Here is a 24,546-nt window from a genome sequence, read left to right as displayed (position 1 = left end):
TTCTGCGATGCCTCACGATTGACAATTGACCACCTGCTAACGCATGTTAGAAGTGTAGGATTTACCCTACATGTTTCGTGACCTAAACCGGACTCCAACTCATTTGGAATAAGCCCATGCCGCGTCGTATCACTCAATCGGATATCGCGAAGAAGGCTGGCTTGAGTCGCCCTACCGTTTCGCTCGCACTGAAAGGCAGTTCAGCGGTTTCGGAGCAGACTCGCCGTTATGTCCGCGAAGTGGCTGAATCGTTAGGCTATAGTCCGGATCCAATGTTGTCGGCGTTGTCCAAATACCGTTTGCAGGAAGAGTCTGAGCACTATCGCGGCACGCTGGCCTGGGTTAGCTATTCCAGCGAAGATATGCTTTGGAACAAGATTACGCCTTACGCGGCATATTACGAGGGTGCTCGTATGAGGGCAGAACGCGTGGGCTTCAATATTGAGATATTTGATGCTTTTCAGCAGGAATTGAGTGCTAAGCGCCTGAGCGGCATTTTAGATGCTCGAGGCATTCGTGGAATGTTGGTCTGCCCGCCTGTGTGGCAGGATCAACAATTTAATTTGCCCTTCGATGACTATGCATTCGTTACCTTTGGGTATACGATACGAGAGCCGGCGATGCACCGCGTGACGTCGTCCCACTATCGGGCGACATGGTCAATCTTCGACCGTTTTGCCAGTCAAGGCTATCGGCGCATTGGTTTTGCCGGAAGCCATGAAGTTAACATTAAAACTCAGGAACATTGCCTTTCGGTGTATCTTTGCGGGTGTCGAAAGTATAACTTGGAGATTCTACCAGAGCTGGTTGATGATGATATGACGACCGATCAGTTTGAAGATTGGGTTGAGAAGCATCGCTTCGACGCAGTGATTTTCACGTCCCCATTGTGGCCATTGATTCGAGGCTCGAAGTTTCGAATCCCTGAAGACCTAGCGGTTGCAAGTCCGATGACACCGGTTCATTACCCAGAGTTAACTGGTGTGATTGAGAAGTCCGAGCAGATTGGATCTGCTGCCGTCGACACTTTGATACACTTAATTCAACAGGACGATCGAGGCATTCCAACCGATCCGCAGAATATTCTCATCGAAGGCCGTTGGAATGAAGGAACCACCGTGCCGCCTCTCGATCAGTCAGTCTGAGTAAAACAAAATTCAGGCAACTTGTTACACTGCCTGTCTTGATAAATTCGATTCTTTGAAGTTCTTGAGCACTTTTCATTTAATCTGTCCGCTCAGGCCGCGCTGGCGTCGCAAGAGAATGATTCCGGAAATCGCGGCGCCAGCCATCAACGCGTAGGAGCTTGGCTCAGGCACAGTGGTCAGGCTCAGCGTCGTGAACGTATCGGGACCGATGACTTCTGAGCTGACTGAGAAATCGCCGGTGTCGCTGTTTGGATTGTCGTTCAGGCGGATGCGTCCATCGGTGATGTAGGCATCGAAATCGAAGATGCTGGCTCCTACGATGGTTAGTTGCCCTGTACTTCCACTGGTAAAGTTGAAGTAGTTGGAGTTGTCCAGATTACGGTCGCGCACGTCGAGATCCGTTGCGGTAACCGAACCACCGGACAGATTATAGATGTTGCCCGAAACGACTGTGTTGGAGTTTTCTTGTAGGCGAAGCGTGCCGTCAATGGTTACTGTGCTATTGCCAGACTGATTGACAAAGCCTTGTGAAAGGCGTCCGACAATCAGCGCACCGGCGAATGTTGCCGTGGAGCCGTCGTTGATGTTCAAGGTTGTTGGGTTCGCATCAGAGTCACGCCCGATGGTGAACAGGCTGGTGTAGTCGCTGTCCAGATTACCTCCGGTGAGGGTGATGCTGCCGCCGTCCCATCTTACGCCGTTGATGCCGCTGTCGACATGGATGGTTGAGCCATTGGTCACGAGGTAGTCCTTGTTGTCCAATTGTTGGCGCTCAGTCATTTCAACCGTGTCGCCATTATCAATTGTGCCAAGGCTCGACAGACTGGGGAGTCCGTTGTCCCAGTTGCTTGAGTTGCTGATAAGTGAATCGCCGCCAGCGTTGGTCCAACTCGTCTGGGCCACTAGATTAGAGAATGCAAGAAGGGTGATGGGTAGGGTATATGCTATTGTTTTCATTGTGCAGCAGCCCAAGGTATCTGCTCATCTACTGCCACATTAGTAGGTCTAACGCTTGTAAGAATTCTTGAGCGAGAGTTGGCTCAGTCTGTCCGGTCAGATTCCCAAGTCCCACGCTGTCTAACATGCGTTAGGTGCGTAATTCTTCTGTTTGCGAGAAGATTAAGTAGCCTGATAGGTGTTGTTAAACGATTTCACCTAAAAATATCAGCCCCATGAATAGTAAACTTCCTCTCCTTGGAGCCTTATGGCTCGCTATCTCCATACCTTTGTCAGCTGACACCTTATTGAGCTATGGTGGCGACTATATATCAGACTCTGTCGTTAGTTTTTCCCGATCTGCCACCAGTAGTGGATCCGGCCCGTATACCTACACCTTGAACTATGATCTGGATGAAGTGTTAAGTCCTTCATCGAACTACACCGGTCCAGTATTTTATGGCGGATATCAATTCAGCAGTTCGACTGTGGATGGCCAATTCTCGCGACAACAAATCCGCAATTCTGATCCTTTAGATCGGATATACCTGCAAACTTATAGTCCAACCGGATGGGATGGGAGTACGTTGTCTTTGCACGCTGCCTTCTTATTCAAGCAGGAAGACTTTTTGCCCGGCTACCAGAGTGGGGCCAACCTCATAGAGGGACTTTCGATGTCCAGCAATTCATTCGGAGCTGGAACGGGACGCTTCTTGGTGGAAGTCGGTGGTAGCTTCTATGTATCGAACAGCACTATGAACGTTTCCGGGACGACGTCCTTGGTGTTGGACGCTGCAGCGCTATCCACTGAGACCTGGGCTGCCTACGATCCATTCACCAGCCTCAACTTCGATCAAAATTCCAGCTTTGGGGCATTGGCTCTGGAGAATGTGACGGGCGCTGGATTTTATGTGGAAAGGGACAGTTTTGCAGGAAGCGCTGCGACGACTCCATTCGGTATGGGTATTGAAACCTTTGAGGTAGTTGGAATAACTGTGCCAGAACCAAGCGTGTATGCTTTATTGCTCGGCGCTGTAGTTTTGGGTGGGGCATTGATGCGTCGTCGGTATAGATAAATTTCTACTCAGTATCTCAGCTTGGAAGCCATGTGATTTCATGTCACATGGCTTCTTTTATTTTCGCGCGTATGCTTGTTGAAATACGCATTGGGAGGTGATTTCGCTTATACGGCACGTGCAAGTCTAACATCTGTTAGCGTAGGCCCAATTGTCAAAACCGTGCTTCTGTAATCGGATGAATGGCATACCCGATATCATTGTAATGCCCAGGCTTTTTCGAATTCTCCCAGGCTTGTTGTTGAGCCTTTTGCCAATCAGTATTCTCGCGGTTGAACCAACACCAGTGACGGTCGTTGTGTTCAAAATGGATGATGTGTGCGCGAGGCATGGTGATGTGCCAGAGCGCTGGCAGCGCCTTTATGATTTTGCGATTGAGGAGCAGGTGCCTGTCTCGATGGGCATTATCTGTGATTCGCTGGAGGGGGACCAGCCAGCCTACTTTCAAACGCTAACGGCTTGGAGCAGTAGCGACCTTATTGAATTGTGGAATCACGGTTACGATCATAAACGTTGGATGGATGGCGATGCTAAGGTGTCCGAGTTCTCCAACAGTGGACTTGAGCATCAACTGAAGCACATTGGCGACTCGCAACGATTAGGGCGCGAAAAACTTGGGTGACATTTTCCACCTTCGGCGCGCCATTCAATGCAGTGGATGACGACACGCGAATTGCGCTGGGCCAATTTCCTGAACTGAACGTCTGGCTGTATGGTTCGGGTAAATCAGTACAAGGCGCTAAGAGCTTGAAACGCGACTACAAAGTGAATCTCGAGCCTAAAGTCGGCCACGTAGATTTCGAGGTCTTCAAAAAAAGCTACGAAAGCAATCCGCCGAAGTCTCCCTTGGTCCTGCAGGGCCATCCAGGAATGTGGGATGAAAGTGAGTTTGCCGAATTTATCAAAATTGTTTCCTACCTGCGTGAACAGGGTGCAACGTTCGCGCTGCCACGGGATTTTTCACCAGAAGCTTAGTCAGTCGTTACATGTTTAAGTCATACTTTTTTACCCTGATCTTGGCGCTGCTTCACGCGGGCTTGAATGCGCAAAGTGGTGTTTGGCGTAGTCATCTTTTTCCAGAGAACTGGACTCCCGGGTTGTCGGATGAGGAAGGGCGCTTTCTGCACGATTTTTCTTATGCCGGCTATCATAGTGGGGAAAAGCCAATACCAACAATTAAGGGCCCGGTCTTTAATGCTGTGGAGCAGTTTGGCGCTGATAATACAGGTGTAGAGGATTCAACGGTCAGCGTTCAGGCGACCATTGATGCGGCAGAGGCAGCGGGAGGCGGTGTGGTCTATTTGCCCGAGGGGCATTACTATTTTAGCAGTGGCTTGAATGTAAATCGCGATGGCGTCGTTATACGTGGTAATGGTGTGGGGAAGACCCGGTTGCAGTTTGTTGATGAAGCAGAGAAAAGGGTGACGGCGATTCGATTCGCTGGCGAAAACAAAACGGATGTAAGTAAGCTGCTGGTCAAAGATACCCCACGTTTGAGCAAGGATGTCTGGGTGGAGAACGCGAGTGACCTAAAGGTTGGCGATGACGTTGATGTGGGATGGATCATATCGGATGAGTTCATTGAAGAGCATGGCATGACCGGGGTATGGAAGCCGCATAACGGCAAGTGGATGACGTTCTTTCAGGCCAATGTCGAAGCCGTGGACACATCCAGCGAGCCACATAAGGTGACTCTGGATACTCCAGTGCGGTATCCAATCAAGGTGCGTGATATGGCGTCTATCAAAAGGCGAACGCATCTGCTGGAGGAATGTGGCGTTGAGGACCTTTCTATTACTAATGCGATGCGTGAGGGGGTGGTGGAGACGTTGTCACAAGATGTCCGGCGTGAGCTGATCCGGTTTATCGATGCAAAGAATTGTTGGACTCGAAACGTGGAGTCGATGTTGCCCATCGGAGAGGGCTATGATGCGAAGTATCAAGTCTATGACAAAGGGATCGTAGTGATTCGTTGCAAGCGCATCACGCTTCAAGACTGCGGATTTTACTATGCTCAGCGAAGGGATGGCGGAGGGCATGGTTACCTCTATGTCGTGGAGGGCGGCAATGATGTGTTGACGGTTGATTGTAAGGGGATTGGCGGTCGCCACAATTACACTGCAAGCTGGTTGTTCGGTAACGTGGGCAACGTTTACCTCCGATGCGAATCGACCGGAGGTTCGCTGAGCGACTTTAATAATAACTTGGGCCCATCCGATTTTCATCACTCTCTTGCGATCGCCAACCTGGTGGACTCCTGTGTGATAAACGATGGCTGGCATGGCATGAACCGCGGGGAAAAAAGTGGCGGTGCTGGGCACACGGTTACTGAATCTGTTTATTGGAACTGTAGCGGCGATGGCGAAATTCGCTCTGCGCAATATGGATGGGGCTATTTAATTGGCCTGTCCGACTCGCTGCGCACATATACCAAAGTGGACCTTGATAAACCCAGGCTCGATTGGCTTGAGGCACAGTACCAAGGCACCCTGCCCTGGGATTATGTAGAAGGCTCTGGCGAGTGGGAGAGGCTTTATCCGCAGTCGCTATATGAGGAACAGCTGAAGTTACGCCTGAATCAAGGTAAAGTCGCCGTTCAAGCTGACCTGAAGCTACGCAGCAAAAACGTTGCGACACCCACTATGGACTCCGCGCCAGACGTTGAACCAACGCTTACGATCGCGGAATCAGCGAACTCCAAGAATGAGGACAGCGAGGGTGGGGATTCAGTCTTCATATACTTCGGTGGTCTGATTGTGTTGGTTGGCTTAGTGGCAGTCTTTGGCTCCCGGAAAATCAAACTGAGCGGCAAGTAACACTTTACGAAAGATATATCTATGAAAAACCTCCCTTCAAATCTCATCTTGCCAATGTTGGCAATGTTTACTCTGTGCTTGTCGGCCAGTGATGTGGTCGTGTCTTACGAACCCTCGGAGTATGGCATCGAGTATGATATTGATTTTGACCGTTATGCGGATCAGTCCATATCCGCTCCCAATGTGAAAGTTGTGGAGTTTAGCGCCAAAGAGCCCTTGTTGAAAAACAATGTGTATTCTGGCTATTCTGGTCCATCCATCTACGGCGGCTATCAGTTTGAATCCACCAACCCGGAATGGATATTCAACCGCGAACAAATTCGTTTCAATCACCAAGGCTCTCATCCGATTACGATGCAGTGCTACAGCAAAAATGGATGGGCTGATGCAGAGATGGCCTTGCACGTTGTCATTATTTTTAAAAAGGAAGATTTCAAAAAGCCATTCAACAAAGGTGACGTTCGAATCGATGGATTATCCGTGAAGTGGAATACGTACTTCACTGGTTCTGAGCGCAATGTGAGCGGTCGCTATGTGGTTGAAATTGGCGGCGTGTATTATGTGTCGGATTTCGATTTTAACATGACCAACAGCGGCTCTAGTGAAATCGGGAAACAGAATTTGGTCGGTGTTAAGTGGGCGCCTTATCATCCAGAGGATAATCTAAATTTCGATGACAGATCGGCTGAATACAACTCTCTCGATTTGAGCGACGTTATGGCAGTTGGACTTTATGTGGAGGAAGACCAGTGGTTTGGCAACGCTACGCCAACATCTCCCTACATGCTGGGCATTGCTGCGTTTGAAGCTAAAGGCGAAGCTAAGTAGTTTGCTAGGAACGCCCGATTACGACTGCGTCATGATCGAAGCACCCAAGTAAAGGCCTACTCAAACGCCACGAACTGAAAATAGGAGGTAGTCACAACCTCTATGTGAGTTGAGACACAGCCAAGGAGTGTTTTGCATCGCAAAACCAAGATGGTGTTCCGACACAATACACCTAGGGGTTGGGTAACTTAGGGATGATGGGCATTCGGAATATTCTGACTATTGGCACGCCCGTTTATTGGATCAGCAGACGGGCTTTTTTTGAACGGACTAACCTGCGTTAGGCATGAGAGCATCGGCAAAGTGGTGAGTTAAACTAAGCTTAGTTCGTTCCTCGCGTGAGGATATACACCTCAAATTAACCCCATTGAGCTACGGCGCTTACGATTTTGGCGCATATGCAAACGTTGCTATGAATACATTAATCATGAAGTCCAGTAATTGGTCTGCTCGGGTTGTCTTCAGCCTTCTATCTACGATTCTCTTCAATGCTCATCTTAACGCGGAGCTTGTGCCTGCTGACCGCATGGCGCCTTGGGCGGACGCTGGTTTGCCGGGCGGTATTCCGACTTATAGTGTTGGCGTTAATGCGATCAACTATGGCGCTGTAGGCGATGGTGTCGCCGATGACACCGCCGCTATTCAAGCAGCGATAGACGCATGTCCGCAAGGACAAGCGGTCTACCTGCCTGATGGCGACTACTACCTGACCGACACCTTGCATGTGCCCAGTCAAGTGGTGATCCGCGGAGAGAGCCGCATGGGTACGGTTTTGAAAATGGATCACAGCGAGCACGGAATTTTTATTGGCTCTTATTCAAATTCCTCGGCAGAGTTTGATATAACCGGAGGCCTTTCGGCTGGGAGCACTGTGCTGACTCTGGCATCGATCGACAGCACTAAGTTTGTTCCTGGTCGCATAGTCGAAATTAAGCAGGACAACGATCCGGCCGTCTACCAAATGGGTTACAAAGGCTATGAATCATGGACGGACCGCCAGACGGGTATGGTTAACGAGATCGTCAGTGTGAATGGAACGCAGGTTACGCTGAAGCACCCGCTGTTCCTGGAGTTTTCAACTTCCTTTAATCCCAAGATTCGCGCCCAAAGCCCGGTCTATCATGCGGGAGTCGAAACGCTGACTGTTGACCGTATGCTTGATGATGCTAACGGCGCTGGCATTAACCTCTTTTTATATTCAGCGCATGAATGTTGGGTGAAAGACGTTTGGTCTGAAAAGACTTATGCGCACCACATTCGGCTAGCGCGATCTTTACAGTGCGAGGTCCGTGGTTGTGTGGTTAATGATACGTGGCGTGATACAGGCGGGTATGGCTATGGCATTGTGGCTCAAGACCGTTCGACGTTGAATTTGATTGAAGACAATACTGCAAACCATCTGCGGCATTCATACGTGGTGCAAACCGGAGGAAGTGGCAATGTGTTCGGCTATAACTTTTCACGGGATCCCCACAGTGAAGTTTGTTCGCATTGTGTGTTCTCGGATATGTCCGCGCATGGGTCGATGGCCAATTATACGTTGTGGGAGGGCAATAAAGTGATCCAACTTTTCCTCGATAACGTGCATGGCTCGAACCCGTGGAACACGGCATTTCGTAATTACGCCACTAAGCCTGATGCCGGGTATGCCGGAATTCATGTGGCTGAAACCAGTGATTGGGCGAGTATTATTGGCAATGTCGTGGGCAATGAGCTCAGTGCAGGCGACCCGATTGACATACATGTGGATGTTGCCCCCACGACCATCGTAACCGGTAACTTGAACGGTAAATCTGGCATTGTCGAGTGGGACGCGGACTATGATGCCGCATTGCCCGAATCCCTTTATTTGTCTGCAAAGCCAGCCTTCATGGGGAGCAAACCCTGGCCGCTGCATGGGCCAACTTTGGGGGTCGCCGATCGTCTGCCGGCTGAGGATCGCTGGTATTCGCTCACCGGGCAAACGCCCCCTACGGAGCCAGCCGTTGTGACCACGTCGTCAGGCTATCTTGAGGCCCTCTTTACGCCGGTAGTGTATTATGATGCCGAAGACCAGAATGCTGGCCTGCTCACCGACCTCAGCGAGAACTACTTTGACGGCGTCATCAGCGGCGCGACTTACGTTGGCAGTAGCCATAATAGCTCGATCGCGTTAAATTTTAACGGGAGTTCGGACGAAGTGTTTGTTGCCGATCAGCCCGAGCTTAGTCTAGGCGAAGGCTTTACTTTGTCCGCTTGGGTTCGTACGGATGACGCAAATAAGAACCAATGCATCATTGGAAAGAATAGCGCGTATTACGTCCAGCTGTATGGTAATGGCAGCAGTGCGCGCGTGCGTGTTGGTTTGCGCATTGGCGCAAGTTGGGTTACCTACACGACTACTTCATCGAATGCCGTTGATGAGAATGTATGGACACATGTTGCGGTGACCTATGACGGCAGTGAGCTTCTGGTCTATCTGGATGGCGAAGTTGCTGGATCATCTGCAATCAGTGGGACGTTGTATAACAGCAACGATGGCTTGGAGTTCGGCACGATCTGGAACGGTTACCGCTTCGAAGGCGATATGGATGACATTGCCATCTTCGATGTAGCGATAGACCAAGCCGGAATCGGTCTGTTATACTCTGGTGACTGGTTGGCATCAGTGTTGCCGACTAGTCTAGCTGCGTATGCGTTTGAGGAGGGAGCAGGCGTTACGGCGTTGGACAGCGGACCTAACCAGCTGGATGCCGTGATTAATGGTGCTGCCTATAGCACGGATAGTGTTCGAGGCGTCTATGCGCTTGGATTCGATGGCGTGAATGATGAGGTGGTGATTGCGGACTCGCCCTTGCTGGATTGCGGTTCTGCCTTGAGCCTGGCTGCCTGGGTTAAGCCATACGATGACTCCACCAATCAATGTGTTATCGGCCGCAATACAGCATACTACATGTATCTCTATCCGGGGACGTATGGTCTCCGGTTACGCTGTGGCCTGCGCATCGGAGGATCCTGGGTAATTTATATTTCGCCGAACACCATGGGGGCGTCGATTCAGGCCAATATATGGGCGCATGTGGCGATGACCTATGATGGAACACAATTGTTAGTTTACCTGGACGGTACTGAGATCGGGGCGAGCGCAATTTCCGGCTCGATAGACGCGTCCAATAAAGAACTGGAATTGGGAACCATCTGGGGCGGGTTTCGCTTTGAAGGTCTCATGGATGCGGTTCAACTATTTGACGTCTGTCTCTTCCCGGATGAAGTCCAAGCTTTGGCTGAATGACTTATGGCATCGGGCTAACATGTGTTAGTGTTGGCCCGTTTGCCGATGAGTCAGCTTGTTGAATGATTGTTGAGGTAACAAATCAGCAATCCGTTCGCTGGCTTACCGTATAGATTAGATGAGCGATACAAGACCTATAAGCGCCTTTGTCCTGCGTGTTGGTGGGCTGGAGCAAATATATAGCCAAGAAGCGCAGCAGCAGGTTCGAGAGTTGACCAATCCGCTTGATGTCCAATTGACGAACGACAATTGGCGGGACTACCGTGACCTATTGCGGCGGGTGGAATACATTCTTTCCGGCTGGGGCATGCCCGTGCTGGATGAGGAGTTCCTCGATTCGGCGCCGGCTTTGCGGCATGTCTTTTACGGGTCAGGGTCCGTGCGGAACTTTTACACGGAGGCGGCGAGGTTGCGGGGCATTGGCGTGTCATCGGCATGGGAGGCGAATGCGATTCCCACAGCAGAGTTTGCTCACTCTTTGATTGTTCTGAGCCTCAAACATTTCTGGCGAAGTCAGCGTGAAACCTTTCTGAGTCGTGAGTGGTCCAAGCCACCGCATGCGCCTGGTGTTTATCGGTCCAAGGTAGGCTTAGTATCCCTCGGCGCTGTTGGCAAACGGGTCGCTGGCATGCTGGATCGAGAGCATACGCTCCATGTATCAGCCTACGATCCTTTCATTGCTGATACGGACGCGGCTGCGCTTGGCGCGAAGCTCACTTCGTTAGAGGATATATTCTCCAATTGCGATGTGATCAGCCTGCATTGCCCCAGCTTGCCAGAGACGAGGCGTCTCGTTGGCCGTGAGCTGTTGGAGTCGATGAAGCCGTATGCCACGCTTGTCAATACGGCTCGTGGAGATCTCATTGATGAGGCCGTTCTGCTGCAAGTGCTTCAAAAACGGCAGGATCTGGAGGCCATTCTCGATGTGACTTCCGATGAGCCGGAGAACGCAGAGAATCCGCTTTGGGATCTGACTAACGTGACGATCACTCCGCACATTGCGGGCAGTATTAATGGTGAATGCCGACGTATGGGCGCCTACATGGTCGATGAGTTGGAGCGATGCCTCTGTGGCTTGCCACTGAAGCACGAAGTGACGGAATCGATTCTAAAAACAATGGCGTGAGCTGCCACCTGTTTTAACGAACCGAACAGCCAGCCGGTCATGACTGCGAACCGAAATTTGCTATCTCGTTTGAGTTGGCTGCTGCCGATGTTGAGTCGGGCGCATTGGCTCATTTTCCCAGACGCTTCTTGAGCTGGGCGGCGTGCAAGTCTGCTGGCTCAAGCTCTGCGGGTGGGATGGCTTCGAACCAAATGCCATCGGGCTGCAAAATCGACTTTTGGTGTGTCTGGAGGCCGATAAAATTCAGGGCCTCTGGGCCAAAGCCGCGGGGTGGAAAAGTTTGGTCGGTTTCGGCAATGAGACGCCAGAAGGTGTTTCGCGCTGCGGCGTGATTGCCCAGACCGCCAGCGCCGCCGGAAGTCCAGGTCTCAGTTCCTTTCCCAAGATCGAGGTTCGTGTATAAATTCTGATAGGGGGCGCGGCGGTGGTGATCGAGTGATAGGTTCACGCCTTTGCCGTTCTTGACGACGTTGCCCGAGGAAAAGGTGTCCACGGTGATGTCATGGATGAACCGCGTCTGGATATCGAAGTTTTCGAGCACACAATCGTAACCCATGGTGACGCCATGGTGGCCGGTAACGCCGTCCAATTCGGGGCGCTCGGACTCAAGGACGAGACCATCAACCGTGCAAAAGCGTCCGAACAGAATGATGCTGCTGTCAGCATTTTTGATCCGCACATTCCGCACCCAGCAGTTCATCGTGCGGCGAAACTCAATGCCATTGTAACCGTACTCATAGTGATGCGGCCGCGTCGGAGTGATTGGAAACTCGATGGCCAGATCTTCAATGCCGCATTCTTTGACGTCCGAGGTCTGCCGCATCAACTGCGGCTTCCATTCAGGGCGAAGATCAACCGTGAGTGCGCGTTCCAAGACAACAATGTTACCGCGAATCTCACTGATGCGGCTGAACATACGGTTGCTGACTTCACGTTGCCGAATCTTGTGTACCCTGCCCGGGGCGCCATCGTGTAAATAGGCCATGAGCGTACCCTGCTCGTCCTCGACCACTTTGACGCAAACGACATCACCGACGTTTAAATCATCTGTAGATTCCACGGTTATTTCGCGGTCGCCGCGCTCGTTTGTCGAGGTAATGGGACTCAGCTCTTGCTCGCTGTAGCGACCTTCCATCCACAGAAATCCCCCTGCCCAGGAATATTCCGAAACACTCTCGCCGCTCCCGGTTTTACTTGGGTGGGGCTTCACCGTCTCGAGTGGCAGTGGGCAATACAAGATTGTCTGATCTGGCCCGGCGCCGCGCAAGACGACGTTGGGCTTGCGAATCCAAATGATGTCCAGGATGACATAGCGACCGGCCGGGATTTCAATCACGCCAGCGTCCGTCGCGGCAATGGCGTCAATGAAGGCCTGCGTGTCGTCGTGCACGCCATCTCCCTTGGCTCCGAAATCCTTCACGCTGCACACGACCGGGATGTCTGGAATCGGGTCTTCGCCGAAGTGGTACCCCGCGAAAGAAAAGTCAGGCAGTCGGCCAACCGGTGACCAGAGTTCCCCGTTCTCGCCCCAGAGCTGAGAATACGTTGCTGGAGCGCTTGGGGGTGTTTCTGCAAAAAGTGCGCTGGCGGCGATCATTCCACAGAGTATACTTAACCATGATTTCTGAGAGGGGGTGCGAGCGTTCATTCGGGTTTACAAACTGACATGAAGGGTTGCTATGCAATTAGACACGGTGTCTGAGATGAGCCAACCTAGACTGGCCCTGAGCCCGAACAAAGCTACTGCCGCCTAACGCATGTTCGATGTTCGGGGGGCATACACAACACATCGGATGGCGCCAATGCGACACAATACGATGACGCCAAGGGCCGGAATTCTTCGGCGGAGATCCACGATCTCAGTCTTTCGCAGATAGGACTTCAAAGCGAAAGAACGCAATGAACCCACATTCTTCCCATCGTCGCGCCCATTATCCGTTCCTTCTCGCTTGTCTACAAATACTCTAACATGGGTTAGCTCGCGCAAAATTGCCGAATTGCCAGTTCGGTGTAAATTGTTAGGAATCAAAAATTACCTCATCCCCATGAATAAAGATCACAATCCTGGCTTTACCTTGGTTGAACTACTGACCGTCGTCGCTATAATCGCCATCCTTGCAGCGATTCTCATACCTACAGTCGGGAGCATCCGTCGTAGCGCACTCCAAACTGAATCCCTCAGCAATATTCGCCAAGTCGGCTTAGCCTATCTGCTCGTCGCCCAAGACAATAATGGAGAGTTGCCTTCCATTCATGGCGCAAGCAAACGAGATATGTGGGACCGCAAAGTAAACGCTATCATTACTGATGGCGGATACGAAGACTACCCCAATGAATGGTCCAATGCATTTCACGACACCGCAGCGATACACGATGGAACGGTTTCACCCAATGTTAAATACCACTTCGCACCCTTGGGCGCTGTTACTCGAGGAAATGGTGATGAAAATGGCGGTGGAGCAGCTCCAAAAGCACTGCGACGATGCAATAACTTAATGAGGCAGTTTAACCCGGGACGACAGATACTACTTGCTGACGCCGGGGTTGATTCCCCAACTGGCACACCATGGGGCGACTTGCTCCACAGTGAATCATTCTCTTGGTCTGGTAGTTGGAGCGGTAATTACAATCCATCTAATGCAGACAAACCAATCGACCCAGGCACGGGGGGGGCGGCGATATTCGCTGGGATGAACATGGTGAGGCCAAGTTTTTCTTTATGGATGGTCACGTTGAAAAGCGACACCAGGATGAAGTTCTGGAGAAGAACGTGAATCCCATCTATCCATAAGAATATTTCAATCCCCAAGGGGGATCAATAGGGCGGAGCCACCAGCTGGGTGCTCCGCCTCTTTTGTGGCTACATGCAGTCGCGATTTGAATGTTGGCTGACGATACGGCGGGGGCAAAGAATTCAGAGACAACGACAAGCTGAAGCACTCCGTTTGACCGTATTTAACGCCTGGTCAGAATCTTCTGTTACCATCACTGGTGAAGTGCCTCGCATAGTAATGAATCGGAAGCAGATGCATTGACTACAGGCAATTAACTGTATGGTAGTTCAAACAGCTATTCCTCAAGAAACCAATGCTGTCGACCGGTGATAGGCATGGAGACCATAAAACAATGTCATATCATTGATAATAGAGCACAAAGAGCTCCGAATGCGTCTATCACTTTGACAACAAAAAGCCTCGGACCACATTGGCGTCCGAGGCTAAATTATATGTATACTTCTTAGCGGCGAGCCCTAAGGATCGCCATTCCGCCCAAGAGTAACCCGAAAATCAATGCATAGGTTGAAGGCTCTGGTATAGATACCATAAACTGCATTGAGTTAATGCCGACGTAGCTCGACGTATTCGCAGGTTTGGTCACACGAACCTGTATTGATTCGGCCGAGCCAATGGAAACATTGGCGATGTTCATATACCGGCCAATCTCAAAACCATCATTATCGAGATCGAATTCCTGGGTCTGAGTAGTATTAACGCCCCAACCATCGGTAGTTACCGCGCTACCAGTGTTATCTAACACAGTAAAACCATTCCAGGAAGCACCATTATCGATGGAGTATTCGTAGAAGCCCAAGAGAGCATTACCGGAATTCCGGCTGGCAAAAATGTCCAGGGCGATCATTGAGCCTTGGCTGAGTCCCGTTAGGGAAAGGGTAAATTCACTAACTGAGCTCAGGTTCGTCCCCGTCCAGAAAAAGTCCCCTGCTGGCGCATTGGCGTCCGTCCATGCTGGACCATTATCATTATACAGCCCAGTGCCGGTTGAATCAATGAAGTCGCCGGAAAATCCTAGTATTACGCCAGCGCTTGAGTCTCCGCTAGTATCACTGACTGCTCCGGATATATCACCGGGTTCAGCATAAATATTCCAGGTCGAAGCATCGGGGTAAGAACCAGATTGCGTTGTGTTGAAATCGAACAGATAGGCAGAGGTCTGAGCATAGGCCAAGCTCGAAGCAGCGACGCCAACGGAAAGGGCGGCCATAAGGCGATTATTTGGTTTCATGGTGCTATTTGCTATTTCAGGGAGTTAAGAGCCGTTTTGATTTCTATTCTCGTGCCTGCTGTTGTGCTTTGGGAAAATCAATATGATTGAGTCTTCCAACTGGTAAAAAGCACACGCTGATAGTATGGCAATCTGGCATTAAATTGAGAATGTAAGGGTAAGTGCAGTGCATACATACTTTCAAAATGAACGCCTTGAGCAATGTCACCACTTCTAACGCTTGTTAGGGCTCGCAGTCCCAAAGTTTTATCTAAACTGGCTGCAATCTCTTTAGCTTTTGATTTCTGGCAAAAGAGCAATTGTGGCCGAGCCGGCCGGTTTAGTTCCCGTCAACTGAGAGATTTACGGCTGGCTGTTTTTTACTCCGTTGTCAGGCAAGTTCATCGCTGAAAACAATCACCGCCGGACGACCTTTTTCCACAGCAATACTGCTACAGCTAGTACGCTTCCCTGCGGACAATACTTCGCCGGTCCGCGCACAGTAAACACGGTAGCCATCCGGCGCATCGCCTAGAGACCCCGTAAAGATATCGCCATCATGCTCTGAGTACACCAGCAGGAAACGATTACCTGCCGCCAAGCCGCGCTTACCGGTGATAGACCGCCAATCCGGGTGCATGTCAGTGAAGTCATATTGCTCGAGAATGCGTCGTACAACGCCCGGATAATTCGAGCCCTCGAAGTTCAACGCTTTTTCCCAGCCAGCATCTGGGTCCGCGCACCAACTCTCGTGTCCCGGCTCGTCCTTGTGGAGGCGCCATTGCCAGAGCGAGGCGGCGCCATAGACAACCCCCATCGTGCCGCCCGCGCAAAGGTTGCTCCAAGCCTCGTGCCCCTGCCACCAGCCCTCAGCCTTGTAGCCGCCCATTCGCTCGTAGGTGGGCTCGGCATTGCACACTGCTTTGACCGGCTGCTGATGCCACATGTCCATCACGCGTTCGGGCAAATGCTCCTCGCCGTGCCCGGTCTGACACCATTGAAAGTCTAGCCAGTCACATGCCTGCCAACTGCGGTTTAGCGCCATTGGGTTGTAATGTACGCCAGTAGGTTGGTCGTAGCAATCTGAGGCATGAACCATCTCGCCGCCGGCACGCACTGAATCAAGCAAGCCATAGTCGTCGGCTCCCACGAGGTAAATCGCCGGACGCGCGCCATAACGCGCTACAATGTATCGGCAAAAGCGCACATATTCCTCGCCGGAAACCACTTGCCCGGCAACTTGTTTGCCCTTCCAACCATATCCGTGGAATACGGGCTGGTAGACCGGCACAATTTCATGGTCCAGCAGCACATCGACTAAGCGATCGAAGTATTGGAAAAAGTCTGGGCGTAGCTCGTTTAGATGTCCGGAGCAGAGATCATCAAAACCACGAGCAAAGCCGTAATCCTCCATACGGGAATCAGGGCCCTCGGCGTTCATGTCTGGCTGAACCACCATTAGCAGCGCGGCGTTATAACCCTTACGTTGACGGTCATTCGCGTAAACCTCCGCTTGCTCAATCGTCGCGCGCCAAGGCAACGCCCAAGCAGTATCTCCGCAGAGTAACGCTGGTTTGCCGTCAGCGTGAACTAGGTTACGCTTGCCGGGAGACATACGCCAAAACCCGTGTTGTTCGAATAGGCTATTGCTTGCTGTAGCCTGCGCCGCGAGCTTGCCTCGTTGGCCAACCAGGCCGACATCATCGACGTACGCAAATGATTCCCATGACCAAATCCCCTCGCTCTCTGGTGACGCGAATCGCACGCGCCATCTAGAACCTCCATCCCAAAACGCAGGACGCCGTAAAACTTGCCCGCTGGGCGCGTGGGTAAAAACCACGTAGGCGTCGACTTCCAAGTAAGGCTGCGTATAGTGCTTTACAGCGGCAAAGATCAGCTCGACCTCGCGCCATGGGGAACAGATTTCAGGGGATGGCTTGAGCATTGTTTATAGAAAGCTTTACGCTATCCACCCAAGTTCGCTGCTAAAACACAAGCGGAAACAATTCCTACACAAGTTAGAGATTACTTTTACTGGCGCAAATTGTATGGTTGCCCTTGCGTGGCCCGTCAATGGCCGAACCTGTAGCACAGCGCGTGAACAGTCCAAGTCCCCGTCTTCGGTGCGGTAGTCTATACCGCAACGCTTCAAATCGGCTTTGAGCTGCTCAGAGTCAAGAATGCGGATGGTGAGAATTTTGTCCGTCGTTCTAGGGAGTGTCTGGAAATTCAAAATGCTGATGGCGGTAAGGATTTTTTAGTTCAGAAAGGCGGAATGTGGTTCACAAGGCTGGAAGCCTGTGAACCGCATGACAACGAATCTGAAGGGAAAAAGCCTTCCGTCAGTCGATGCGGCGAAAATGAAAGTTCACTGCGTTGGCCATGCGCTCATGGGCTTCCAGCCCACATCGCTTTGGCCGCCTTGTGCTGCATTCATTTTCTCGCGCACCATCAACATTTTGAATTCCCAGACAATCCCTAAAGTGTGTGGGAATTATCTCGCAGGATCACACTTTATTGGAGCAGTTTCTTACATTGGGGTGAGATGGCGTTCTGCGATAATATGCGACCATCAACAGACCGCCAATGGAACCCATGAACAAGCTCAGGCTTAGGATTTGAAGACGGGCTGTCAGATCGTTGGGCACAAATAATAGCAATAAAACAAAGCCAGCCATTGCTAGAGATGATACTCCTAGAAGCTTTAGTTGAACTCTATCATTGTCTTCGCCGACTTCCTTTGCGAAGTCGATTGGGCGATGCATGCGCTCAAAAAATGCTTCAATTCTTGAGCGCTCGGATTGTTTGGCCAGTCGCCACATCGGAAGGCTGATTAAGAAGCCGGCGACGCCAAAGATGTAGAGCCAGATCATGCGATCCTGTATGGACCAGCTGGCATCGTTGACGCTTGAATCATACGTGAAGTAGATGGATGGAATCAGGGCGACAGCGATGATCACAAAATAGCTGCCCCAGTATATGCGCTTGATCCAGAGTCCGAGTAAAACGGGTAAACCAAGGGGGACGCCGATTACAGCGCCGATCATTAGAAAGGCGTCGAAGAGCTCCAACTTTTCTTGCCGCGAGAAGATGCAGGCGACAGCGATAATCGCGGCACCGAGTCCGACCGTGAAAAATTGGCACCAGCGCACGCCCTGCTTTGAACTCATTTCCCCCATGCCGAGTTTGCTGCGAGCCCAAGGCATGATGTTTTTTACGATGACGCCTGTCGTGCCGTTGAGGCTTGAGTCCAGGCTACTCATTGTCGCGGCAAACATGGCTGCCAACATGAGACCCATGAGGCCATTGGGCAACAGCAGTTGAGCGAGGTAGGAATAGCTTGCCGTTGCCGGTTCCTTGATGTCCATGCCTTGAATCTCAGCTTCGAACAGGAATCGTGCGACCATTGGAGGAACGAACCAGATGATGCTGCCCACAAACATCAACACTGCGGCCAGAAGCGCAGCCTTGCGTGCGGAGGGACCGTCTTTGACCGACAAGAAACGACCAGCCGTTCCGAGATTGATATAGCCCTTTAGCTGGACGAAGAAGATGACAATGATCCACTTGAGGCTGTATTTATCCTGATGGAATTCGCCGGGCGCTTTCACGAACTTGAAGTCTTCGGCGAAGCGGGGATCACTGAAGTAGTTGATAAACTGACCCCATCCACCAACGGCCTTAATCGAAAGGAAGAACACGAGGAGTGTCATCCCGAACATCAGCACGCCTTGAATAAAATCTGTCGCCATGACGCCCCAGCGCCCGCCCATGGTGGAGTAGCTGATGGCGATGCCACCAAGAATAAAAATGAGCAAGGTAACCGGGAGATCGAGTGCTGAGGAAGCAAACACCGCCAGTGCATACAGTTGAATGCCGGCTGCCAATGGTGAGAGGCAAACGCCCAGAATCGCTGAGAACTGCTCCACCGATACGCCGTATCTGTCGTGAAGCACGTCGGCCCAGGTTTCCGCACGCGTTTGCCGGAACCAAGGGCCAAGAATCATGCAGATCAGGAAGCCAATAACATTGGCGGCGTAGATGACTAAAAACGTTGGACCGGCGCTGAACGCTGCCGATGCATTGCCCGTAAAAGTAAATGCACTGATGCCGCCTACGAACATACTTGAGCCCACGATCCACCACGTTCCCTTGGCACCGCCGCGGACATAATCGTCGACCGAGGTATTCATTTTGGCGACGAGGTAGCCTAAGGTGACGAGAAAAATGAAGTAGATTAAAATGGTTGCGTATTCAATCGACATGATTGTGCGAAGTGAGGGTGAGCTTTGGTTGGGTGCTCGTATCGGTTGGGGCGAAAGGTTTGAGCGCGATGCTGCGGTTTTAATCTTACTACGACTAACCTGAGTCGTTGGGCAAGGAGTCTCAGTAATCTGCGAGCGTCGTGGAATGTCTATGGTTGGAATTCTGACACATGTTAGAAGGTGATCTACATCCTCTTGGCAATGTGGGGGCGGCGTGGGGGATCGTGTTGATGACAGTGTAAGCTAACACATGTTAGCGTCGTGGTCGTTGCTGCGGCGGTTGGCGTTCGCTGTATTGAGGCAACTTTGATACCCCGCGCATGACAACCATTCAATGACACCCAATGCCCCGACGACCGACACAAAAAGATGTTGCCGCAAAGGCAGGGCTTAGCCGCCCGACTGTTTCTCTGGCTCTGAACGGGAGCCCGGCAGTATCACCGGAGACGCGCGCCTATGTGCGCGAGGTTGCGGAGTCGATGGGTTATCGACCGGATCCGCTGCTTTCGGCGTTGTCCAAATACCGCAACCATGAAGAGGCGCAGCATTATCAGGGGACCTTAGCGTGGATTAGCTATTCGAGCAAGGAGCGGCCCTGGCATCTGATCACGACCTACAATCTATATTACCAAGGAGCATTTGCGCGGGCGCAGGCTTTGGGGTTCAATATCGAAAAAATCGACCTGCTGCAGGAAAATCTCAGCGCTAAGCGATTGGACAGTATTTTAAAGGCGCGAGGCATCCGCGGTATTTTTATCTGTCCACCGACTAAGCAGGGGGAGGTTTTCGATATACCCTACGAAGACTATTGCCTCGTTACCTTTGGTTACACGATTCGGACGCCGATCATGCACCGCGTGTCGCCGTCTCACATCCGTGCGACACGGGCGATTTTTAATAGCCTGGTAGAGCGTGGTTATCGGCGCATCGGCTTTGCGGGAAGCAAGGAAGTGAACTTAAAAACGCTGGAACATTGCCAGTCTGCTTATCTCTGTGGGTGTCGCAGCCATGGTCTGGAATTTCTGCCTGAGCTACTGACAGACGAAGACTTTCCGACTAAGTTCAGTGCATGGAAAAAACAGCATAAACCAGACGCCGTGATCATCACTTCGCCGATGTGGCCAGTGGTGCAGCAGTTAGGTTTGGATATCCCTGGAGAGCTTGGCATCGCAAGCCCGATGGCGCCGCTCAGGCACCCGGAGTTAAGTGGGGTGGTTGAGAAGTCTGAGCAAATTGGAGCTGCCGCAGTGGACACGTTGATCCAGCTCATTCAGCATGATGAACGCGGTATACCTGCGGACCCCAAGAATATCTTGCTGGAAGGGCAGTGGAACGAAGGCTCAACGCTTCGCCCGGTTCGGTGAAGCATCGTCAAAGTACTTTAATGTATGAGCAAGCGTGCTTGATAGCGCGTGGAGCCCTGTTGCTTGGGCGGGAGCACCAGGCAAAGCACGCGGCTGTGAGGCGTCACGCTAACACCGGCAGCATAAAGCAAGTCATACTGGCCGTCGACATTTACGCCAACCGCTATCGGCATGCCGGGATTGGGTGCGTCTTCATCTACTTGGAAATACTTTTCGGTGGTGAATGCTTTGGATAGCTTGCCCGCGTTGAGTTGGAATTTCTTATCTCCGGCCAGCGCATAGATCGTCTGGTCGATTCCATTGAGCACTTTCAAGGTGTTGAGCGGAAATGTTTCGTCGCGGTCATCGATTGCCATCACCCGGGCAGGTGTTTCGCCATCGACTTGAACAACCACAAACAGCGCCTGGTTTGTATTGCCCGGCCAGTTAAGGTCGAGCACTGGTAGATACTCCGTGCGGCCTTCCTCGTTGACGTGCGGCTTCACCAAACGCACATCATTCGTGCGCGGTGCAGTGTATTCGGGGGAGCGTCGGGAGCGGCTCCATTTCAACTTTTGGAATTCGCCATCTTCATCCAGGAAACCAAGCTCCTTGAGCTCTTTGCCGCCATAAGGAGCAACGACAGTAAATCGACGCTGTTGGGCATGGAGCGAAAGGGTCGCAATGAGAAGGAGGCCTAAGGCGATGAATAGATGCTTGGACATGCGCTAAACTTCGTCGGGGGTTAAGTAACGGAAGGAGAGGACCTTCATTTCTCTGCCAAAGGGGAACTTCGTAGGAGACGGCGCCAGGGGGTCCGTAGCGGGTGCGAGCACACCTGTCGCAGGACTGGTCAAACTTGGCACTCGTTGGACAACGGCCTCACACCACACTTGGGCCGTGGTTTCGCCGGTGAATGGATCCACCACATCGCCGTAGCTCCGGATTAGGAATGTGTCCGAGCGCGGGGTTAGCATCGGTGCGATGGTTTTGATGACATCGGCCTGGGTGAGCATGGCCGGTGAGTTGTTTGCGATGCCAAGTTCCGTGGCTTCGAGATTGATCTGAGCATCTTCAATCGCTTGAGCAATGACCCCCGCATTGATGAACTCGCTCAAGCTCTCGTAGGGACGCCCGCGATCAAGGATGATCGTCACTACGGCATTTGCTAATGCATCGACCTGCGCTGTGGTTAAGGTGACGCCACTACGGGTGTAGGCAGTTGCCGACTCGATGATTTCATTGGGCATCGTCGGGACCAGCTTAGCGCCAAAGCTATGCCTGAAGAATGCGTGTTGCAGGTCTGTGCTTGATTGGGCATTCTCTTGCTTCCAGCCGGATATGCTGATGCCGCCGAGCATTGATTTCCAGGCGTCCGTCGAAACGGAGTTCACATTGAACGCCCCACGCACCATGAGGTATTTGGCCGCGTGTTGCAGATCAAATATGAAGTCGCTATCGGCGCTTGTACCTGCAAACGGGTCGCCGATTTCAATGTTCGATTCGCCTGATAAGTAGAAGTCGATGTAGCGGTTTGGCAGTATGGGCAGCGAGCCCAGGCTCCACTCATGCCAACGGGGCAGGCTCGAGATGAAGTATTGATCAAAGTATTCATTCGCCGCGCCGCCCCAGGTGTTTCCCAGCATGTGTGGCTTCTCACTGATGAGGTGCGTCAGCGCGCCAATCGATATGGGCTCTTGGCTCGGCAGATCAAACAGAATGTAGCGCTGCTGTGAATTAAAGGTGTCTGAGCCGGCCAAGTTGATTGCGCCTAAAGTATCGGCCGGATCGTCAGACCAGTATTCGAAATCCGGATCCGCAAAATCCACCACGTCCATGTCTTTGCGCCGCGGGTCCACCGCGTCCGTGCGACTACCATCAACCCAGCGAGCAAGGTCATCATCCATTTCAAATGCGTAGCCGAACATCCAGCCACTATTGCTGAGGCTTGGTGAAGCATTGCTCACATTGGCTTGCAGATAGGCTATGTTTGGGCGGTATTCTGCAATGGTGTCGTTCTGAGTATCCAGCGACACCGTAATCCGTTCATCGGCTTCTCCTGTTAGTCCGGGAATGCTCACCTGGATGCTTTGTGGTTCGGCCGTCGTTGGTTCGGGGATGTCGATGGGAGAGCCAGAGCTATCGAGAATTTCCGCTGAGCGGGATGGGCCATCGACAGCAAGTTGGCGATTTCCACCACTGCCTTTTAGCCACTTGATCTCGCCTGGCTCCCACTCAATGCCGGGCGGCACGTAGGGGCCGCTCTCAAAGTAGTCGACGAGATTGACCGAATAAGACTCCCCGCCGACAGTGACTTCCATTTCCGGCAAGTCACTTAGATTGAGCAATACCTTGGAGGTGCTCTGGATGGGCGTGGCGTAGGGGTTCCATAGCTCCACCTGCATCTCCTGTCGGACGTTAAGGCGTCCATTGTAATTACGGTAGAAATTATACCGGACCACGAACTCGGTGACGACGGGCCCGACCGAGTAGGCCGGAAAAATACCACTGCTGGCCGCCGAGTGTGGGATGATCGTGTGGCCTCGGTTGCCGCTATCGAGTTCCTGCGTGCGATTGCGCAAAAAGCGCTTGAATGACGAAGTAAGCTGCGGCGAGTCTGAGAGGTCTTTCTTTAATGAACCGTTTGTCGTGGTGTGGTCGATATGAACAGCCCGGCTGAGCGGCGTTAAAGTGTGGAAATGATCTTTCCAAATTTCAGCATCGATGCTGCCGGGTAGCAGAGAAGAAGACGACAAGGTTGATACATTGGCCAAGTCTGACGAGTTGACTACATCTTCATGCTCGAGGCCGAGTAGCTGCCAGAAATTGGTGATGCTTTGTGTCATTTGACGTAGCTCGTCGCGGTGTATTGGTTCCGACCAGTCGTGCCCTTCGCCCGGAGAGTTGTAGGGAATGTTTTCCGGGCGCGAATTATCGTAGTCGAGTTGATCAATTTCATCATTGATGCCTACACTGACTTTGACGCCTTCGTCGCCGATCCAGTACGCGTAGTGACCGGGCGAACTGCTTTGAGATACCGTTTCCTTCACCACTTTGATGCGCTGCTCGACACTGGATACTGAACCCAGATTGACGAGGAAAACTTCGTCGCCGTCAGCTTGAGTTGCCGGATCGGGTAGCGCTGAAGGGGAGACGGCCAGTGGGCTTGCGGTGGTGTTTCCGCTGACGAGCCACGTGAACGCGTCGGTGGCGCCTTTCTTCCAAACGCCGGTGATGTAAGGCTGATCGCTTTCGCCAATGAGCGCGGACGTCGCAGTAAACCTTTGGTCCGGCCCAAGGGTTTCTTGCAGGCGGGCGATCGCTGTCTTCATGCCAAGGAGTGCGTTCTCCCGGGCGTGATTCATGTCTCGCTGAATTGATGACGTGCGCAGCTCGACCGCAGTCAGCGATGAAAGGCTAAGCGCGAGCAGCACAAAAAGGCTCATCAAAGTAAGTGCGACCACCAATGCGAAAGCAGGTTTGCCGTTGGCATTTTGATGACCGAGGAACTGCTCAGATGCATTTCTTTTCATTCTATAATTAGGATGCGGAAATACACCAGATTCGAGTACGTGCAATCTAACGCATGTACTGAATGATCTAAGTTGTCTTTAAGGCCTGTTGTAGCTGGAGAACTCTTGCGGGTTCTTTAGCGTCCGCGCTTGCATAGTGGAGCACCTGTCCATCAGCGATGAGGCGCTATTCCAATTTATCGTATGGAAGGTCAGTCTCAAG

17 protein-coding genes are annotated in these 24,546 nt (G+C 51.9%); 10 read left to right on the top strand and 7 right to left on the bottom strand.

Translation table 11 applies throughout. The features are described from left to right. Positions 1-116: 116 nt before the first annotated feature. On the top strand, positions 117-1,145 hold the full coding sequence (locus tag RBB63_RS02795; protein ID WP_309380880.1) for a LacI family DNA-binding transcriptional regulator: 1,029 nt from the start codon (positions 117-119) through the stop codon (positions 1,143-1,145). A 75-nt stretch (positions 1,146-1,220) separates the two neighbouring features. On the opposite strand, the gene RBB63_RS02790 is transcribed toward RBB63_RS02795, so the two are convergent. Beyond that, on the bottom strand, positions 1,221-2,051 hold the full coding sequence (locus RBB63_RS02790) for a PEP-CTERM sorting domain-containing protein (RefSeq protein WP_309380878.1): 831 nt from the start codon (positions 2,049-2,051) through the stop codon (positions 1,221-1,223). A gap of 269 nt (positions 2,052-2,320) precedes the next feature. On the opposite strand from RBB63_RS02790, the gene RBB63_RS02785 reads away from it, so the two are divergent. The 7 genes from RBB63_RS02785 (at position 2,321) to RBB63_RS02755 (ending at position 11,201) form a co-directional block, all read left to right on the top strand. Then, positions 2,321-3,160 carry a PEP-CTERM sorting domain-containing protein gene (locus RBB63_RS02785; RefSeq protein ID WP_309380876.1) on the top strand — a complete coding sequence of 280 codons (840 nt, stop codon included), beginning with the start codon at positions 2,321-2,323 and terminating at the stop codon, positions 3,158-3,160. Positions 3,161-3,401: 241 nt separating this feature from the next. After that, entirely contained in the window at positions 3,402-3,782 is a 381-nt protein-coding gene (locus tag RBB63_RS02780) for a polysaccharide deacetylase family protein (protein WP_309380874.1), read from the top strand. After that, complete coding sequence (locus tag RBB63_RS02775; RefSeq protein WP_309380872.1) at positions 3,779-4,135, top strand: polysaccharide deacetylase family protein; 357 nt, start codon at positions 3,779-3,781, stop codon at positions 4,133-4,135. Before RBB63_RS02780 ends, RBB63_RS02775 begins: the two co-directional genes overlap by 4 nt. An 11-nt stretch (positions 4,136-4,146) precedes the next feature. Beyond that, a complete protein-coding gene (locus RBB63_RS02770) occupies positions 4,147-5,976 on the top strand; it encodes a glycosyl hydrolase family 28-related protein (protein WP_309380870.1) in 1,830 nt (609 codons plus the stop codon). A gap of 21 nt (positions 5,977-5,997) precedes the next feature. Continuing rightward, positions 5,998-6,804 carry a hypothetical protein gene (locus tag RBB63_RS02765; RefSeq protein WP_309380868.1) on the top strand — a complete coding sequence of 269 codons (807 nt, stop codon included), beginning with the start codon at positions 5,998-6,000 and terminating at the stop codon, positions 6,802-6,804. A 412-nt stretch (positions 6,805-7,216) separates the two neighbouring features. Continuing rightward, a complete protein-coding gene (locus RBB63_RS02760; RefSeq protein WP_309380866.1) occupies positions 7,217-10,075 on the top strand; it encodes a LamG-like jellyroll fold domain-containing protein in 2,859 nt (952 codons plus the stop codon). 118 nt (positions 10,076-10,193) lie between these two features. After that, positions 10,194-11,201, top strand: coding sequence for a hydroxyacid dehydrogenase (locus RBB63_RS02755; protein WP_309380864.1), 1,008 nt, complete (start codon positions 10,194-10,196; stop codon positions 11,199-11,201). Positions 11,202-11,310: 109 nt separating this feature from the next. On the opposite strand, the gene RBB63_RS02750 is transcribed toward RBB63_RS02755, so the two are convergent. Beyond that, positions 11,311-12,849: a glycosyl hydrolase family 28-related protein gene (locus RBB63_RS02750; protein ID WP_309380862.1), complete on the bottom strand. Its 1,539-nt coding sequence runs from the start codon at positions 12,847-12,849 to the stop codon at positions 11,311-11,313. A gap of 397 nt (positions 12,850-13,246) precedes the next feature. On the opposite strand from RBB63_RS02750, the gene RBB63_RS02745 reads away from it, so the two are divergent. Beyond that, entirely contained in the window at positions 13,247-13,975 is a 729-nt protein-coding gene (locus tag RBB63_RS02745) for a type II secretion system protein (protein ID WP_309380860.1), read from the top strand. Between the two features lie 463 nt (positions 13,976-14,438). Here RBB63_RS02745 and RBB63_RS02740 read toward each other — a convergent pair whose 3' ends face one another. The 3 genes from RBB63_RS02740 to RBB63_RS02730 all read right to left on the bottom strand — a co-directional run bounded on the left by RBB63_RS02740 (position 14,439) and on the right by RBB63_RS02730 (position 19,468). Further along, positions 14,439-15,224 carry a PEP-CTERM sorting domain-containing protein gene (locus RBB63_RS02740; protein ID WP_309380858.1) on the bottom strand — a complete coding sequence of 262 codons (786 nt, stop codon included), beginning with the start codon at positions 15,222-15,224 and terminating at the stop codon, positions 14,439-14,441. A gap of 370 nt (positions 15,225-15,594) precedes the next feature. Then, on the bottom strand, positions 15,595-17,148 hold the full coding sequence (locus RBB63_RS02735) for a glycoside hydrolase family 140 protein (protein ID WP_309380856.1): 1,554 nt from the start codon (positions 17,146-17,148) through the stop codon (positions 15,595-15,597). A 562-nt stretch (positions 17,149-17,710) separates the two neighbouring features. Continuing rightward, entirely contained in the window at positions 17,711-19,468 is a 1,758-nt protein-coding gene (locus RBB63_RS02730) for a sodium:solute symporter family protein (RefSeq protein WP_309380854.1), read from the bottom strand. Positions 19,469-19,812: 344 nt separating this feature from the next. Here RBB63_RS02730 and RBB63_RS02725 point away from each other — a divergent pair, with 344 nt between their 5' ends. Beyond that, complete coding sequence (locus tag RBB63_RS02725) at positions 19,813-20,832, top strand: LacI family DNA-binding transcriptional regulator (protein ID WP_309380852.1); 1,020 nt, start codon at positions 19,813-19,815, stop codon at positions 20,830-20,832. 17 nt (positions 20,833-20,849) lie between these two features. Here the strand turns inward: RBB63_RS02725 and RBB63_RS02720 are convergent, their stop codons facing one another. Together RBB63_RS02720 and RBB63_RS02715 are read right to left on the bottom strand one after the other, a co-directional pair. Beyond that, on the bottom strand, positions 20,850-21,536 hold the full coding sequence (locus tag RBB63_RS02720; protein ID WP_309380850.1) for a hypothetical protein: 687 nt from the start codon (positions 21,534-21,536) through the stop codon (positions 20,850-20,852). A 3-nt stretch (positions 21,537-21,539) separates the two neighbouring features. Further along, positions 21,540-24,344 (bottom strand): hypothetical protein, encoded by a 2,805-nt coding sequence (locus tag RBB63_RS02715; protein ID WP_309380848.1) that lies wholly within the window; start codon positions 24,342-24,344, stop codon positions 21,540-21,542. Positions 24,345-24,546: the final 202 nt, after the last annotated feature.

This window comes from Cerasicoccus frondis (genome assembly GCA_031296915.1).
Taxonomy (GTDB): domain Bacteria; phylum Verrucomicrobiota; class Verrucomicrobiia; order Opitutales; family Cerasicoccaceae; genus Cerasicoccus; species Cerasicoccus frondis.
This window is presented reverse-complemented; position numbering and strand designations above follow the sequence as displayed.